This window comes from Streptomyces sp. NPDC058284 (assembly GCF_042881135.1).
Classification (GTDB): Bacteria; Actinomycetota; Actinomycetes; order Streptomycetales; family Streptomycetaceae; genus Streptomyces.
Genome location: NZ_JBHVYE010000001.1, coordinates 489,114 through 504,449 on the forward strand (window position 1 = coordinate 489,114; position 15,336 = coordinate 504,449).

At 71.5% G+C, this 15,336-nt stretch carries 14 protein-coding genes; 3 read left to right on the forward strand and 11 right to left on the reverse strand.

The window, feature by feature from the left end; translation table 11 throughout:
• Window positions 1-229: 229 nt before the first annotated feature.
• From ACFVYR_RS01835 to ACFVYR_RS01845, 3 genes are all read right to left on the reverse strand, one after another.
• Entirely contained in the window at window positions 230-1,444 is a 1,215-nt protein-coding gene (locus ACFVYR_RS01835) for an acetyl-CoA C-acetyltransferase (protein WP_384247584.1), read from the reverse strand.
• Between the two features lie 49 nt (window positions 1,445-1,493).
• A complete protein-coding gene (locus ACFVYR_RS01840) occupies window positions 1,494-2,636 on the reverse strand; it encodes an acyl-CoA dehydrogenase family protein (RefSeq protein ID WP_384247585.1) in 1,143 nt (380 codons plus the stop codon).
• Between the two features lie 72 nt (window positions 2,637-2,708).
• The gene (locus ACFVYR_RS01845) at window positions 2,709-3,866 is read right to left on the reverse strand and encodes a CaiB/BaiF CoA transferase family protein (protein WP_384247587.1); all 1,158 of its coding nucleotides are present in this window, start codon (window positions 3,864-3,866) and stop codon (window positions 2,709-2,711) included.
• A gap of 170 nt (window positions 3,867-4,036) precedes the next feature.
• Here ACFVYR_RS01845 and ACFVYR_RS01850 point away from each other — a divergent pair, with 170 nt between their 5' ends.
• The gene (locus tag ACFVYR_RS01850; protein WP_384247588.1) at window positions 4,037-5,248 is read left to right on the forward strand and encodes a saccharopine dehydrogenase family protein; all 1,212 of its coding nucleotides are present in this window, start codon (window positions 4,037-4,039) and stop codon (window positions 5,246-5,248) included.
• Window positions 5,249-5,312: 64 nt separating this feature from the next.
• Here ACFVYR_RS01850 and ACFVYR_RS01855 read toward each other — a convergent pair whose 3' ends face one another.
• The 5 genes from ACFVYR_RS01855 to nfi all read right to left on the reverse strand — a co-directional run bounded on the left by ACFVYR_RS01855 (window position 5,313) and on the right by nfi (window position 10,297).
• On the reverse strand, window positions 5,313-6,695 hold the full coding sequence (locus ACFVYR_RS01855) for an MFS transporter (protein ID WP_384247590.1): 1,383 nt from the start codon (window positions 6,693-6,695) through the stop codon (window positions 5,313-5,315).
• Window positions 6,696-6,847: 152 nt separating this feature from the next.
• Complete coding sequence (locus ACFVYR_RS01860; protein ID WP_384247591.1) at window positions 6,848-7,660, reverse strand: tannase/feruloyl esterase family alpha/beta hydrolase; 813 nt, start codon at window positions 7,658-7,660, stop codon at window positions 6,848-6,850.
• A 125-nt stretch (window positions 7,661-7,785) separates the two neighbouring features.
• The gene (locus tag ACFVYR_RS01865; protein WP_384247592.1) at window positions 7,786-8,031 is read right to left on the reverse strand and encodes a hypothetical protein; all 246 of its coding nucleotides are present in this window, start codon (window positions 8,029-8,031) and stop codon (window positions 7,786-7,788) included.
• A gap of 55 nt (window positions 8,032-8,086) precedes the next feature.
• Complete coding sequence (locus tag ACFVYR_RS01870; RefSeq protein ID WP_384247594.1) at window positions 8,087-9,532, reverse strand: glyceraldehyde-3-phosphate dehydrogenase; 1,446 nt, start codon at window positions 9,530-9,532, stop codon at window positions 8,087-8,089.
• A gap of 27 nt (window positions 9,533-9,559) precedes the next feature.
• Window positions 9,560-10,297, reverse strand: a complete 738-nt coding sequence (gene nfi, locus ACFVYR_RS01875) for a deoxyribonuclease V (RefSeq protein ID WP_384247595.1) — start codon at window positions 10,295-10,297, stop codon at window positions 9,560-9,562.
• A gap of 195 nt (window positions 10,298-10,492) precedes the next feature.
• On the opposite strand from nfi, the gene ACFVYR_RS01880 reads away from it, so the two are divergent.
• Window positions 10,493-11,008 carry a hypothetical protein gene (locus ACFVYR_RS01880; protein WP_384247597.1) on the forward strand — a complete coding sequence of 172 codons (516 nt, stop codon included), beginning with the start codon at window positions 10,493-10,495 and terminating at the stop codon, window positions 11,006-11,008.
• Between the two features lie 130 nt (window positions 11,009-11,138).
• Window positions 11,139-12,578, forward strand: coding sequence for a flotillin family protein (locus ACFVYR_RS01885; RefSeq protein ID WP_384247599.1), 1,440 nt, complete (start codon window positions 11,139-11,141; stop codon window positions 12,576-12,578).
• Here ACFVYR_RS01885 and ACFVYR_RS01890 read toward each other — a convergent pair.
• The 3 genes from ACFVYR_RS01890 to ACFVYR_RS01900 are packed head-to-tail and all read right to left on the reverse strand — an operon-like array spanning window position 12,550 to window position 15,304.
• Window positions 12,550-13,866 (reverse strand): PP2C family protein-serine/threonine phosphatase, encoded by a 1,317-nt coding sequence (locus ACFVYR_RS01890; protein ID WP_384247600.1) that lies wholly within the window; start codon window positions 13,864-13,866, stop codon window positions 12,550-12,552. The two genes, ACFVYR_RS01885 and ACFVYR_RS01890, sit on opposite strands and share 29 nt — an antisense overlap.
• A complete protein-coding gene (locus ACFVYR_RS01895; protein WP_384247601.1) occupies window positions 13,863-14,867 on the reverse strand; it encodes a SpoIIE family protein phosphatase in 1,005 nt (334 codons plus the stop codon). Before ACFVYR_RS01895 ends, ACFVYR_RS01890 begins: the two co-directional genes overlap by 4 nt.
• Entirely contained in the window at window positions 14,864-15,304 is a 441-nt protein-coding gene (locus tag ACFVYR_RS01900; RefSeq protein ID WP_384248001.1) for an anti-sigma regulatory factor, read from the reverse strand. The genes ACFVYR_RS01895 and ACFVYR_RS01900 overlap by 4 nt, the downstream gene beginning before the upstream one ends.
• Between the last annotated feature and the right edge of the window lie 32 nt (window positions 15,305-15,336).

Consider the following 15,336-nt stretch of genomic DNA (forward strand, 5'->3'; position numbering starts at 1 on the left):
GCGGAATCTGGGGAGGATGGCGTGGGATCGTGGCCGACTGACCGCGAGTGGGGGCTGGTCGCGCAGTTCCCCGCGCCCCTGAAGGCATGCGGCTGCGCCGCAGCCTTCCCCGGTACGGGCCCCTGAGGCGGCGCACGCAGTGCGCCTTTCAGGGGCGCGGGGAACTGCGCGAGCAACCACGACGTACCCGCGGTTGGCGACGCACCCCGAACCCCTACGGCGAGGCCCCTTACAACCGCTCGACGATCGTCGCGATGCCCATGCCGCCCCCCACGCACAACGTGGCGAGCCCGTACCGCAGATCCCGCCGCTCCAACTCGTCCACGAGCGTCCCGAGGATCATCGCCCCGGTCGCCCCGAGCGGATGCCCGAGCGCGATCGCGCCGCCGTTGACGTTGACCTTGTCCAGCGACAGGCCCATGTCCTTGACGAAGCGCAGCACGACCGCGGCGAACGCCTCGTTGATCTCGACGAGGTCGATGTCGTCGATGGTCAGACCGGCCTTGGCGAGCGCCTTGCGGGTCGCGGGCGCGGGCCCGGTGAGCATGATCAGCGGCTCGGAGCCGGAGACGGCGGCGGAGACGATCCGCGCGCGCGGGGTGAGGCCGTAGCGCTCGCCGACCTCCTTGCTGCCGACGGCGACCAGCGAGGCTCCGTCGACGATGCCGGAGGAGTTGCCCGCGTGGTGGACGTGGTCGATCTCCTCGATCCAGTGGTACTTCTGCAGCGCGACCGCGTCGAAGCCGCCCAGGTCGCCGATGTCCTTGAAGGACGGCTTCAGCTTGGCGAGGGAGTCGGCGGTGGTGCCGGGGCGCAGGTGCTCGTCGTGGTCGAGGACGACCAGGCCGTTGCGGTCCTTGACGGGCACGACGGACCTGCCGAAGCGGCCGTCCTTCCAGGCCGCGGCGGCGCGCTCCTGGGAGAGGGCCGCGTACTCGTCGACGTCGCGCCGCGAGAAGCCCTCGATGGTGGCGATGAGGTCGGCGCCGATGCCCTGCGGCGCGAAGTTGGTCTCGAAGTTGGTCATCGGGTCGGCGAACCAGGCGCCGCCGTCGGAGGCCATCGGCACCCGTGACATCGACTCGACGCCGCCCGCGAGCACCAGATCCTCCCAGCCGGAACGGACCTTCATCGCGGCGAGGTTGACGGCCTCCAGGCCCGAGGCGCAGAAGCGGTTCTCCTGGACGCCGGCCACGGTGTCAGGCAGCCCCGCGGCGATGGCGGCGATCCGCGCGATGTCGGAGCCCTGGTCGCCGACCGGGCCGACCACACCGAGGACGATGTCGTCGATGGCGGCCGGGTCGAGGCCGGGGAAGCGGGCCCGGATCTCGTGGATGAGGCCGACGACGAGGTCGATGGGCTTGGTGCCGTGCAGGGCGCCGTTGGCCTTGCCGCGTCCGCGCGGGGTGCGGATCGCGTCGTATACGTACGCTTCGGTGGTCACGCGTGAGCCTTTCGGGTGTCCGGGAGGGTGCGGTTCTCGGGGGCGGAGGTCAGCCGAGGAGGGAGCGGCCGATGATCTCCTTCATGATCTCGGTCGTACCGCCGTAGATCGTCTGGATACGTCCGTCGGTGAAGGCCTTGGCGACGCGGTACTCGGCCATGTAGCCGTACCCGCCGTGCAGCTGCAGACAGCGGTCGGCGACGCGCTTCTGCAGTTCGGTCGCCCACCACTTCGCCATCGACGCGTGCACGGCGTCGAGTTCCCCGTTCGAGTGATCGACGATGCACCGGTCGAGGAAGGTGCGGGTGACCGCGCACTCGGTCGCCATCTCCGCCACCTCGAAGCGGATGTGCTGCAACTTGGCCAGCGGCCGCCCGAACGCCTCGCGCTCCTTGACGTACGTCGTGGTGATCTCCAGGAGGTGCTCGGCGGCGGCGATCCCCGCGACGGCGATACCCATGCGCTCCTGCGCGAGGTTCGTCATCAGGTGGACGAAGGCGCCGTTGAGCTCGCCGAGGAGGTTCTCCTTGGGGACGCGTACGTCGTTGAAGAAGAGCTCGGCGGTGTCCTGGGACTTCTGGCCGATCTTGTCGAGGTTGCGGCCGCGCTCGAACCCTTCCGTGCCGCGCTCGACGACGAGGAGGGACAGACCGTGGGCGCCGCCTTCGGGGGACGTCCTGGCGACGACGATGACGAGGTCGGCCAGGATGCCGTTGGAGATGAACGTCTTGGAGCCGTTGAGCACCCAGTGGTCGCCGCGGTCCTCGGCGCTGGTGCGGATGGCCTGGAGGTCGGAGCCCGCGCCGGGCTCGGTCATCGCGATGGCCGTGATGATCTCGCCGGTGCAGAAGCCGGGCAGCCAGCGCCGCTTCTGCTCGTCCGTGGCCAGGGAGGTGAGGTACGGGCCGATGATGTCGTTGTGCAGGCCGATCGCGAGCCCGGCGGCGCCCGCGCGGGTGAACTCCTCGGCCAGGACGGCGGAGTAGCGGAAGTCGGTGTTCCCGCCGCCTCCGTACTCCTCGGGGACGGCGAGGCCGAGCAGCCCCTGTCGGCCCGCGGCGAGCCAGGCGTCGCGGGAGACGATGCCGTCCTTCTCCCACTGCTCGTAGTGCGGGAGCACCTCCTTGGCGAGGAAGGTGCGGACGGTCTCGCGGAACGCGTCGTGCTCGGCGGAGAAGATCTGCCGCTTCATCTGTACGTGGCCTCCTGGAGCCCCGGTGGTGACCGGCGAGCCCCTTTCAGAGCCAGCCATTGACGGTGTCGATCAGCTTGGCCGGCTCGAGGCCGACGGGTATGAGTCCCCCAGGGCCGGTACGTCCCAGTCGCGGGCCACTTCGGCGGTGTCGGCGCCGGGCTGCGCGGGGCCGGTGCGGACCTGCGTCGGGGTAGCGGAGAAGCGGGGGGCCGGGGCGGGCTGGGTGATGCCGCCGTGGTCGACGAAGGTGCCGCGCGCCGCGAGATGCGGGTGGCCGGGGGCCTCGCGCAGGGAGAGCACGGGCGCCACGCAGGCGTCGGAGCCCTCGAAGACGGCCGTCCACTCGTCGCGCGTACGTTCCTTGAAGCGGGCGGCGACGGCCTCGCGCAGGTCGCCCCAGCGGGCCAGGTCCTTCTGGGCGGGTGCGGTCCCCGCGAGACCGAGGAGCCCGATGAACTCGTCGTAGAACTGCTGCTCGAGGGAGCCGACGGCCATGTAGCCGCCGTCGGCGGTCTCGTAGTTGCCGTAGAAGGGGCAGCCGCCGTCGAGGAGGTTGGCGCCGCGGCGGTCCTGCCAGCCGCCGGCCGCGAGCATGCCGTGGATCATCGCGGAGAGGTGCGCCGCGCCGTCCACGATCGCGGCGTCCACGACCTGCCCGGCACCGTGCACGCGCGCGTGGTGCAGTGCCGCGAGGATGCCGACGACGAGATAGAGCGAGCCGCCCGCGTAGTCGCCCACGAGGTTCGCGGGGATCGCGGGCGGCTCACCGGGGTTGCCGATCATGCCGAGGGTGCCGGTGATGGCGATGTACGCGATGTCGTGCCCGGCGCGCTGGGCGAGCGGCCCCTCCTGTCCCCAGCCGGTCATCCGGCCGTAGACGAGCCGCGGATTGCGGGCGTGGCACTCCTCGGGGCCGACGCCGAGGCGCTCGGCCACGCCGGGGCGGTACCCCTCGATGAGGACGTCGGCGCGCTCGACGAGGTCGAGGACGCGGGCCGCGCCGTCGGGGGCCTTCAGGTCGACGACGACGGAGCGCTTGTTGCGGTTGGTCACGTCATACGCGGGGTCGATCGCGAGGCCGCCCCCGCGCGGGCGGTCGACGCGCACGACGTCGGCGCCGAGGTCGGCGAGGAGCATAGCCGCGAAGGGGCCGGGCCCGATGCCCGCGAGCTCCACCACGCGCACTCCGGCCAGCGGCCCGTGAACTTGCGTGCCCGGTACTGCCATTGAGCCCCCAGCGCTATGACACAAGTGATGTAACACCAATGATGCTAAGAACGTGTTCCACCGTGCACAAGCCCTTGACGAGCAAGCGCTTAGCCAATTTTGACCCCGCACGCTAGCCTCGGCCACCGACAACTGCGCGGGACCCACGGCAAAGAGGTGCCATGACTGCCATGACCAGTGGTAACAGCGAGAGTCACCGCAACAGGAACAGTGATCGCCCGTACGACATCGTGCTCTTCGGAGCGACGGGTTTCGTGGGGATGCTGACGGCGGAGCATCTCGCCGCCCACGCTCCCGACGGGGTGCGGTGGGCCGTCGCGGGGCGCGACACCGCGAAACTGGAGGCCCTGCGGGAGCGGCTCGCCGCCGTCAACCCCAAGTGCGCCGACCTTCCCCTGGTCCACGCGGATGTGGCCGACACCGCGTCCCTGCGGGAGATGGCCGCCCACGCGCGGGTCGTCGCCTCGACGGTCGGCCCGTACCTGACGTACGGGCAGGAGCTGGTCGCGGCGTGCGCCGAAGCGGGCACGGACTACGTGGACCTGACGGGTGAGCCCGAGTTCGTCGACCTCATGTACGTGCGCCACGACGCCCGCGCTCGGGAGACCGGCGCACGGATCGTGCACTCCTGCGGGTTCGACTCGGTCCCGCATGATCTGGGGGCGTACTTCACGGTGCGGCAGCTGCCCGAGGGGGTGCCGTTGCGCGTCGACGGGTTCGTGCGGGTCGGCGCGCAGTTCTCCGGCGGGACCTTCGCCTCCGCGCTCAACCAGTTCGCGCGCGGGCCGCAGATGCTGGCCGCCGCGAAGGAGCGGAAGCGGCACGAGCCGCGCCCGGTGGGCCGCAAGGCGTACGCCCCGCCGGGCGCGCCCCACTACGCGGCCGAGGTCGGCGCGTGGGCACTGCCGCTGCCGACGATCGACCCGCAGGTGGTGCGGCGCTCGGCGCGGGCCCTGGAGCGGTACGGGCCGGACTTCCGCTACCGGCACTACGCGGCCGTGAAGTCGCTGCCGGTCGCGCTGGGCGGGCCCGTGGCCGTCGGCGGTCTGCTGGCGGCCGCGCAAGTGCCGCCCGTGCGGCGGTGGTTGTCCGGGCGGCTCAAGCCCGGGGACGGGCCGAGCGAGTCACGCCGGGCCACGTCGTGGTTCACGGTGCGCTTCGTCGGCGAGGGCGGCGGCAAGCGCGTGTTCACCGAGGTCTCGGGCGGTGATCCCGGCTACGACGAGACGGCGAGGATGCTGGGCGAGTCGGCCCTGTGCCTGGCGCTCGACGACCTGCCTCCGACCGCGGGCCAGGTCACCACGGCGACGGCGATGGGCGACGCGCTGATCGAGCGGCTGCGCGCCGTGGGGATCTCTTTCCGAGTGGCGTCCGTGCGTTGAACTGTGAAGCAAGAGAGTTCCCCCTGGCCGTTACGACCACACCCCGTTCCGTCCTTCTGGTCTTTCAGACTGTACGGACCGGTTGGTCACCGGCCGGTGCCGGATCGGTTTCGTAGGCTTCCGCGTCCGAGAGGTCGCGGTGCCGGGTCTCCTCGGCGCAGCCGAGGGCGATGACGGTGAGCAGGACGGCGGCCATGACGTAGAGGGCGATGGGCGCGGCGCTGTCGTACTCGGCGAGCAGGGCGGTGGCGATGAGCGGGGCCGGGGCGCCGGCGGCCACGGAGGAGAACTGGGCGCCGATCGACGCTCCGGAGTAGCGCATGCGGGTGGCGAACATCTCGGAGAAGAACGCCGCTTGCGGGGCGTACATCGCGCCGTGGAAGAGCAGGGCCACGGTTACGGCCGTGATGAGCGCCCCGAAGGAGCCCCGGTCGACGAGAGTGAAGAACGGGTAGATCCAGCCGCCCATGCCGAGGGCGCCGACGAGGTAGACGGGACGGCGCCCGGCCCTGTCGGAGAGGGCGCCCCACAGGGGGATGGTCACGAAGTGGACGGCGGACGCGATCAGGACGGCGTTGAGAGCGGTCTGCTTGCTCGTGCCGGCCTGCTCGGTCGCGTACACGAGGATGAACGCGGTGACGACGTAGTAGGAGATGTTCTCCGCCATGCGGGTGCCCATGGCGATGAGGACGTCGCGCCAGTGGTCGCGCAGGACGGCGAGGACGGGCGGCTTCTCACTGGCGCCGTGTTCGGTCTTGCGTCGTTCGGCTGCCGCGAGGGCGGCTTTGAACACGGGTGATTCGTCGACGGAGAGCCGGATCCACAGTCCGACCAGGACCAGCACGCCGGAGAGCAGGAACGGCACCCGCCAGCCCCAGGAGTCGAACGCCGCGTCCGAGAGGGTGGCCGTCAGTGCGGCGAGCACGCCCGTGGCCAGCAACTGCCCGGCCGGCGCTCCGGTCTGCGGCCACGACGCCCAGAAGCCGCGCCGTCCGGCGTCTCCGTGTTCCGCCACGAGCAGGACCGCGCCGCCCCATTCGCCGCCCAGGGCGAAGCCCTGGACCAGGCGCAGTGCGGTGAGCAGGAGCGGGGCGGCCGAGCCGACGGTGGCGTGGGTGGGGAGCAGACCTATCAGGAAGGTCGCGCCGCCCATCATCAGCAGGCTGTACACCAGGAGCTTCTTGCGGCCGAGCCGGTCCCCGAAGTGGCCGAAGACGAGGGCGCCGACGGGGCGGGCGGCGAAGCCGACGGCGTAGGTCAGGAAGGAGAGCAGCGTGCCGACCAAGGGGTCGGAGTCGGGGAAGAAGAGTTTGTTGAACACGAGTGCGGCGGCGGCGCCGTAGAGGAAGAAGTCGTACCACTCGATGGTGGTGCCGATGAGACTGGCGGCCACGATCTTCTTCAGGTCTTTGGGAGCCTGGGGGTGCGCTGGGGATGGGGACGACATGGGAAGCACCACTTTCGAGACGGGTGGCTGAAGTTGTTCGCGGTGTCGTGCCAGGGTGGGGTTCTCGGCCCGCGATCCGTTATGTGCGCGGCGGACACTGCCCCTGCGGGGATGTCCTCGCCGCAGCCATACCGGAGGTCGCGCGGGCCCGGTCAGGTTCGTGGCCGCGCGCTGTGGCAGGTGAAGCTGTGCGCGGAGGCGGGTTCGCCGTGGCCGCGGTACTTCGGCCAGGAGGGGTAGGCGCACAGCGGCCGGGTGCGGGAGTTGCCGGCGGGGCCGGCGGCGATGACGCCGTCGAAGTCGGTGGGCAGGCGCTGGGCGACGGCAAGGGCTTCGCGTCCGCCGCTGGAGCCGCCGGCGAAGTAGCTGTGGGCGGCAGTGGCGCCGTAGCGTGCGCGGATGATGAAGCGGGCGGCGTCATGGGTCTTCTTCAGCGCGTCGCCGGCGAAATTGCGCACCGCTTCGTCGTTGACGCCGAAGGAGCCGTCCAAAGAGGTGGCCGGCTGGAAGTCCGGCGCCGCCCGGTGGCCGGAGTCGCCGGCGTAGGTGGCGTAGCCGCGGCCGAGGGGGCGTGGCCGGCCGGTCGGGCCGAAGGGGACGTTGCCCGTGACATCGGGGATGGTGCCGTCGTAGCCTCCGCCGCCGAACATCATCGTCTTGTCGTTCCACCGCTGCGGCAGGGCGACGCGCAGGGTGATGTCGGGAGCGCGCGGGTCCATCGGGTGGATGACGGCGTCGACACGGCAGTACGCGCCGGTCGGCGAGGTTCCGCCGTCGGCCGGCGCGATGGTGTTCGCGGTGCTCACCTCGCCGCCCGTGGTGGGCAGCCCGATCACTGAGGCGGGGATGCGCAGGCCGCGCAGGTCGCCGCAGCCGTTCGGTCGCTCGGCGGCCTGTGCCGGGAACAGGAGCGTGCCGCTGACCAGAGCGCAGGCGAGCCCTGTCGCGGTGATGGCCTTCTTCATGGCGTCTCCGTAGCTCGTGCCTCGTGTCGCGAGGCGCAAAGGCTACGAAGGGTGCCGCCATGGACGGTATGGGCTCGGCGCACACAGGGGCGGCCCGCGAGGTGTGTTGGGCGCCGGGGGGCGGGTCAGTGCTTGCTGACTTTCAGCAGCCGCAGGGCGACCTGGATCTCCAGGAGCCGTTCCGGGTCGCGCCAGGTGGCGCCGAGGAGCATCGACACCGCCGTCCTCGACGTGACGGAGAACGGCCTGGCCCTGGTGGAAACCGCCCCGGGCACCACCGTCGAGGACATCACCGACAGCACGGCCGCGCCCGTACGCGTACGCGGCGAACGGACCGTGTCCAGTGTTCCGGTGCCGTCGAAGTCCCTCAAGCGAGGGTGTTGAGGGACTTCGCGAGCCGATCCGTCGGCGTACCGGAGGTGCCGGTCAGAGCACCGGCACCGGGTACGTCGGGTACTCCACCCCGGAGACGTGCTGGACGACGCGGATCACCTGGCACGAGTAGCCGAACTCGTTGTCGTACCAGAGGTAGAGGATCGCGTTGTCGCCGTCGACCTTGGTGGCGCCCGCGTCGACGATCGAGGCGTGGCGCGAGCCGATGAAGTCGTTCGAGACCGCGTCGGGGGCGCTGGTGAAGTCGATCTGGCGCTTGAGCGGCGAGGTCAGCGACACGTTGCGGAGGTAGTCAAGGACTTCCTCGCGGTTGGTCTCGCGGCCGAGCCGCAGGCTGAGGATCGCGATCGAGACGTCAGGGACCGGGACGCGGATCGAGCTGCCGGTGATCGGCGCCTTGAGGTCGGGCAGCGCCTTGGCGACGGCGGAGGCGGCCCCGGTCTCGGTGATCACCATGTTGAGCGGCGCCGAGCGGCCGCGGCGGTCGGCCTTGTGGTAGTTGTCAAGCAGGTTCTGGTCGTTGGTGAACGAGTGGACAGTCTCCACGTGCCCGCGCACCACGCCGTACTCGTCCGCCATCGCCTTCAGCGGCGGCACGATCGCGTTGGTGGTGCAGGAGGCGCAGGACAGGATCTGCTCGTCCGGCTTGATCGTGTCGTGGTTGACACCGTGCACGATGTTCGGGACGTCGCCCTTGCCCGGCGCGGTGAGGACGACCTTGTCGATACCGGGCCGCAGGTGCTGCGAGAGGCCCTCGCGGTCGCGCCACTTGCCGGTGTTGTCGATGAGGATGGCGTCCTTGATGCCGTATGCCGTGTAGTCGACCTCGGAGGGGTCGTTGGCGTAGATCACCTTGATCTCGTTGCCGTTGGCGACGATCGTGCTGTTCGCCTCGTCGACGGTGATCGTGCCCTGGAACTGGCCGTGGATCGAGTCGCGGCGAAGGAGCGACGCGCGCTTGACGATGTCCTGCTCGCCCCCCTTGCGGACGACGACGGCGCGCAGCCGCAGGCCGTTGCCCGAGCCGGACTTCTCGATGAGCAGCCGGGCCACGAGGCGGCCGATACGGCCGAAGCCGTAGAGGACGACGTCGCGCCCCTCGCGGCACTCGATCTTGTTGGCACCGGTGGCACCGGCGACGGCCTCGGCGGTGAACGCCTCGACCGTGAGCCCGCGGTCGTCGGCCTTGTACGTCGCGGCGAGCATGCCGATGTCGATCTGCGAAGGTCCGAGATCGAGCGTGGTGAGGGCCTGCAGGAACGGCAGCGTCTCGGTGACCGAGAGCTCCTCCCCGGCGATCTGCCGGGCGAATCGGTGGGTCTTCAAAATGCTGACCACCGACTTGTTCACCAAGGAGCGGCTGTGCAGCAGGACCGTCACGTCCCGCTCGCGGTGCAGCTTCCCGATGATCGGGATCATCGACTCCGCGATCTCCTCGCGGTGCTTCCAATTGGTGAACGAGTCGTCATTGACAGTCACAGGAGTATCTTTCGAGCTAGGCGGCGCTCATATGCTAACCCGCTCCTCATTTGATCGTTCATCGGGTGCCGCGGCACCACTGGTCGCCTCCCGCAAGGCCGTGCGGCACAAGGCGTCCGCGCGGCGCGTGGACTCCGGCAGGCGGTAGCGGGGCGTCAGGCGCAGGACGTGCTCGCAGGCGTTGGCGAGGCTCACGCGGTGGCCCACCGAGACGAAGACCGGCTTCACGTCCGCGCGGGTGCGCAGCGCACTGCCCACCTCCTCCGCGCCGTCCAGCAGCGGCGCCGCACTCCCGCGCGCGGGAGCCGGGTCCTCGTACGAGAAGGCGAAGGGGTTCTTGGCGACGCCCATCGTCGCCAGGCCCGTCAGCACGCCGAGGTGGCTCGCGAGGCCGAAGCGGCGCGGGTGGGCGATGCCGTAGCCGTCGCAGACGACGAGACCCGGGTCGGTCCGCAGCCCGGCGAGCGCGGCGAGGACCGCCGGGATCTCACGGAACGCCAGCAGACCCGGCACATAGGGGAACGTCACCGTGCCGACCGCCGTCGACTCCTCGACCACGTCGAGCGTGCCCGCGTCAAGGACGACGACGGCCGCCGCGACGATGTCCCGCTCGTCGTCGTAGGCGACGTCCACGCCGGTCACGTGCCCCGTGCCGGGCGGCGGACCCGTCTCGTCCAGGACGACGCGGGCGCGCAGCTCGTCCTGGACGGCGCGCGCCGTCCGCTCATCGGTGGGCCAGTCGGAAGGCTTGGCGTAGCTGGTCATAGTGCCGGGAAGCCTAGTTGGCGTTGATCGCCCCCCTCCCCCGCGGCCATCTCCCCACGGTCACCGCCGCGATCACGACCGCCCGGCATTAAAGAAGCGTAAAGATTGCCGGAATCAGGCAATGTCACGGCGCCGGACGCCATGTGATCATCGCTCCGTACCGAGGTGGGCGACGTGGACGGAGGAAGTGATCCGATGACGGTTTTTCTGGGTCTCGGCATCGCCGGAATCGTGCTGCTGTTGCTCTCGCTCGCCCTCGACGGGGTACTCGAAGGGCTCTTCGAAGGAGCGGGCGCGCTGGACGGGCTCTTCGACGGGCTCCTTTCCCTGCCCGTGATCGCCGGATTCGTCTCCATGCTCGGCTTCGGCGGGGCACTCGTCCTCGGTACGACCGGGCTCGGGGCGGGCCCCGCCGCCGTCGCGGGGGCCTTCGCCGGAACCGGAGCGGGCTGGGTGACCTGGAAGTTCACCCGGGTCCTGATGCGCGAGCAGACCGCCCCTACCCCGCGCGGCACCGACCTCGTGGGGACCGCGGGCTCCGTGGTCACCGCGATCCCGGCCGACGGCTACGGCGAGGTACTGCTCCAACTCGCGGGCCAGCCCGTGAAGTTCGCGGCCCGCAGCTCGGCCGCGGTGGCGCGGGGCACCGAGATCTGGGTCGACGCGGCACTGTCGCCGACCTCGGTGGCGGTACGGCCCGTGGAGCGCTGACCACGCACCGGCCGGCCGTACACCGCTTCGCCGCTTCGCCACTTCACCGCTCGCGCAGCGACCGCCCCGAAACACGCACATCCATCACATAACCGATCTGCCGTCCCCGGGTGGCAGGGGGGAATGCACCATGAGTCCAGTCCTGACCGCCGTCATCGGAGTCGTCGTACTCCTCGTCCTCCTGGCGCTCGTCGTCATCACGCGCTACAAGGTCGCCGGGCCCAGCGAGGCCTTCATCGTGACCGGACGGCGCGGCAAGAAGTCCACCGACCCGGAGACCGGCCGGATCATGACCGACAACAGCGGCCAGAAGGTCGTGGTCGGTGGCGGCGTCTTCGTCATCCCGTTCGTCCAGCAGAAGTTCACCCTCGAACTGTCCTCGCGGCACATCCCGATCGCCGTGCGCGGCGCGGTCACCCTGCGCGGCGTGAAGGCGAACCTCGAAGGCGTCGCCATCGTGAAGGTCGGCGGCACCGAGGACTCGATACGGGCCGCGGCCCAGCGATTCCTCGTGCAGCAGGACGGCATCGTCGGCTTCACCCAGGAAGTGCTCTCGGGCGCGCTGCGCTCCATCGTGGGGCGGATGTCGGTCGAGGACATCATCCGCGACCGCGCCGCGTTCGCCGGTCAGGTGGCGGAGGAGGCCGAGGCCAGCCTCTCCGGGCAGGGCCTCGTCCTCGACGCCTTCCAGATCCAGGACATCACCACCGAGGGCTCCTACCTGGAGGACCTCGGGCGCCCCGAGGCCGCCCGCGCCAAGCAGGAGGCGGACATCGCCGAGGCGGTGGCGCGGCGCGCCGCGGAGCAGGCGCGGCTGAAGGCCGAGGAGGAGATCGCGATCGCCCAGCGGACGTTCGCGCTCAAGCAGGCCGAGATCAAGGCCGAGACGGACGAGGCGGCGGCGCGCGCCGGCGCCGCGGGGCCCCTCGCCGAGGCGGCCAGGCAGCAGGACGTGTTGTCCGAGCAGGAGAAGGTCGCGCAGCGTCAGGCCGCGCTGACCGACCGGGAGTTGGACACCAAGGTCCGCAAGCCCGCCGACGCCGCCCGCTACCGGGCCGAGCAGGAGGCGGAGGCCCGCAGGATCGGCCTGGTCAAGCAGGCCGAGGCCGACGCCGAGCGGGCGCGCCTCACCGGTGAGGGCGAGAAGGCGCACCGTGCCGCGCTCGCCGACGCCGTACGCCTGGAGGGTGAGGCCGAGGCCGCCGCGATCGGCGCGAAGGGCTCCGCCGAGGCGGAGGCGATGCGCAAGAAGGCCGACGCGTTCACGCAGTACGGGGACGCCGCCGTCCTGCAGATGCTCGTCGAGGTCCTGCCGAGCGTGGTCGCCAAGGCGTCCGAGCCGCTCAGCGCGGTGGACAAGATGACGGTGATCTCGACGGACGGGGCGAGCCAGCTCTCCCGCACGGTCGCCGACAACGTCGCCCAGGGCATGGAACTCCTCAGCTCCACCACGGGAGTCGACCTCGCTGAGCTCCTGAAGGGCATCACCGGCGGCAAGGCGTCCGCCCCGGCCCCGGAGGCCACCGCGGCACCGGCCGCCGTCAACGGCCGGATCGAAGTGACCGACTGACGTCCGTTCGCCGTACCACCATCGCCAGGGTGTCGTCCTGGTGCAGCACGTCACTGAGCAGATCCCCGGCCAGCAGGCCGGGGATCTGCTCGATCGGTCGTGCACGGTGGCGGCACAGGGCTTCCTTGAGCCGGGCCTCGCCCTCGATGGGGTCCCGCCGGCTCTCGGTGAGGCCGTCGGTGTAGAGGAGCAGCACGTCGTCGGGTTCCATGGTCGTCGTCAGGACGCGGTCGCTGCCGGGCAGCGGGAACCCGATGCCGCGCCCGCGCACCTCGAGGTAGGTCGCGCTGCCGTCCTTGTGGGCGAGCAGCGCCGGCGGGTGGCTGCCGTTGGCCAGGGCGAGCTTTCCGTCGGCCGGGTCCAGGCGGGCCAGCAGCAGGGTCGCCATGACGTTCTGGTCGAAGGGGGCGAGGATGGTGTCGGTCCGCGCCACGATGGTCTCCAGCGGATGGCCCTCGAGAGCGAGGGTGCGCACCGCGTGGGTGACCGTCAGGGCGGTGCGGGTGCTGGTGATCCCGTGCCCGATCGCGTCGACGACGGTGATGTGGACCGTTCCGTCCGGGAGCGTGAACCAGTCGTACAGGTCTCCGCCGGTGGGCGCGTCGTCACTGGCCGGGGCGTAGTGCACGCCGAGTTCCAGGCCGTCGACGTGGAGCGGTCTCGGGCGCAGCGCGTCCTCGAGGGCGCGCAGGGTGCGGCCGTGCGCGGTGCGCAGCTGCTCGTCGCGCTCCTCCAGCTGTACGTACAGGGCGAGGACCCCGCTGTTGGTCTCCGCCAGTTCGTGCTTGAGCCGCTGGTGTTCGTCGGCCAGCGTGTCGGCGCGGGCGAGCGCGGCCCGGAGCTCCTCCTCCAGCAGGGCGATGTCGCTGTCTCCCTGCTGCGCCGCGGCGGCGGGGGTGGCCGGTGGGCGGCGCGCGGGGTGTCCCGGCCCACCGGCGGACGGCGCTCCCTGGCCGTGCGCGCCGCCGGTCGGCAGGGGCAGGTTCCAGACGACCGTGCCGTCAGGCTGGGTCCGCGCGCGCAGCGGCAGGCGGTCCGTCGCCAGTTCCGTACCGACGCACTGGTGCGGCAGGCGCAGCGCGAGGGTCAGCTGGTGGGCGCCGTCCGCGCTCGTCTCCCGCCCACTGAGCAGGGTGACGGGGCGGCCGACGCCGAGGGCCGCGGCCGCCACCTCGCTCAGGGACAGGACGAGGCGCGCCCGGTCGTCGGCGGGGAGCCGGTGCCCGAGGGCGATGCTGCGCACGGTGTGCCGCAGGGCCTTGAGCGTACGGAAGGTTTCGCGGGTCATCTCATTCCCAGGTGCGGGCCGAGGGCCAGGATGGTCGCGTCGTCACGACAGCGGCGGTGGGTGTGGGCCAGGGAGGCCGCGAGGAGCACCGGGGGCAGCGTGAGGCGTACGTCGGAGGGGGCGTACGCCCACCGGTGGTCGATCCCGTCGGTGTGCAGGACCGCGGTGGTGTGCTCGGACAGCTCCAAAACCCGGCTCCTGGGCCTGGGGAGGGTGTAGCCGACGATGCCGGCCTGACCGTTGAGCTGGTGGTGGACGCCTTTGGAGGACAGGGTCACGGCGCGGACGTTGCCGACGCCGCAGTACTCGGCGCGGGCGCCGGTGATGCGCAGGGCGGCCACGGCGGCGCCGCGCGTGTGCCGCAGGGCCTTGTGCAGTGCGGTGAGGATGTCCGCCAGCGGGGCGGCGGGGTTCGACAGGAAGGTGCGTTCGGCGCGCTGGGCCGCCGTCGCGGCCTCGGGGCCGTGGCCGAGGCCGTCGATCACGAGAGCGGTGCGGACGCCGTCGTGCTCGGCGACGGCGTACCCGTCGCCGTTCTCCTGCTCCCCGTCGGCGGGCAGGCACAGGGCGGCCGGGACCGCCTGGACGCGCGGCGCGTCCGGGTCCGCCAGGCGGGCGTGGACGAGCGTGCCGAACCCCGCCTCCGAGCGGATGGCGAAGTCGGTGGCGATCCGGCGCGCGGCGCCCAGGCCCGCGCCCATCGTCCTGGTGGTGCTGTACCCGTCCCTGAGGCTCAGGTCGATGTCGGGCATGCCGGGGCCGCTGTCGACGGCGAAGAGGTCCAGCGCGCCGTCGAGGGACGAGCGCTGGACGAACAGGGCGCCGTTCCTCGCGTGCTTGAGGATGTTGCTCGCCAGCTCGCTGGCGAGCACGGCCGCCTGGTCAGGCAGCGCCCCTGGCATCTCCCGCGCGACCGAGCGGGCCCGGTCGGCCGCGCTCTGCACGGCGCTGGGGTGGTCTATGGCGATGTGCAGGGTACGCGCCGCCGCGCCGGCGTTCATCGCCGTCCGTTCCATCGCACGGCGGTGATGACCGTGCCCCGGCCCGGGGCCGACTGCACCTTGAACTCGTCCATGAGACGGCGCGCGCCGCCCAGGCCGTGTCCGAGACCGGCACCGGTGGTGTAGCCGTCGGTGAACGCCTGGTCGAGGTCGGCGATGCCGGGCCCCTGGTCGCTCACCGTGAGCCGCAGCCCCCGCTGTCCGCCCTGGCCGATGATCTCCAGGGCGAGGGAGCCACCGCCGCCGTGCACGTAGGCGTTGCGGGCCAGCTCGCTGGCGGCCGTGACGATGCGTGTCTGGTCCACGAGTCCGAAACCGGCCCGCAGGGTCGCCTCCCGTACCGCGTGGCGCACCGCGAGCAGGTCCTCCTCGGCCCGGATCGCGTACTCGTCGCGGAGGCTCTCGCTCTCCGCGGACGGCGCCTGCATGCTCGCCATGGGCCGCTCGGAACGGGTGGGAGCGGGGACGG

Coding starts and splice junctions, on each gene's coding strand:
- ACFVYR_RS01840 (WP_384247585.1), bottom strand. CDS start 2,636: ATGAAGCGGCAGATCTTCTCCGCCGAGCACGACGCGTTCCGCGAGACC.
- ACFVYR_RS01845 (WP_384247587.1), bottom strand. CDS start 3,866: ATGGCAGTACCGGGCACGCAAGTTCACGGGCCGCTGGCCGGAGTGCGC.
- ACFVYR_RS01850 (WP_384247588.1), top strand. CDS start 4,037: ATGACCAGTGGTAACAGCGAGAGTCACCGCAACAGGAACAGTGATCGC.
- ACFVYR_RS01855 (WP_384247590.1), bottom strand. CDS start 6,695: ATGTCGTCCCCATCCCCAGCGCACCCCCAGGCTCCCAAAGACCTGAAG.
- ACFVYR_RS01860 (WP_384247591.1), bottom strand. CDS start 7,660: ATGAAGAAGGCCATCACCGCGACAGGGCTCGCCTGCGCTCTGGTCAGC.
- nfi (WP_384247595.1), bottom strand. CDS start 10,297: ATGACCAGCTACGCCAAGCCTTCCGACTGGCCCACCGATGAGCGGACG.
- ACFVYR_RS01880 (WP_384247597.1), top strand. CDS start 10,493: ATGACGGTTTTTCTGGGTCTCGGCATCGCCGGAATCGTGCTGCTGTTG.
- ACFVYR_RS01885 (WP_384247599.1), top strand. CDS start 11,139: ATGAGTCCAGTCCTGACCGCCGTCATCGGAGTCGTCGTACTCCTCGTC.
- ACFVYR_RS01890 (WP_384247600.1), bottom strand. CDS start 13,866: ATGACCCGCGAAACCTTCCGTACGCTCAAGGCCCTGCGGCACACCGTG.
- ACFVYR_RS01895 (WP_384247601.1), bottom strand. CDS start 14,867: ATGAACGCCGGCGCGGCGGCGCGTACCCTGCACATCGCCATAGACCAC.
- ACFVYR_RS01900 (WP_384248001.1), bottom strand. CDS start 15,304: ATGGCGAGCATGCAGGCGCCGTCCGCGGAGAGCGAGAGCCTCCGCGAC.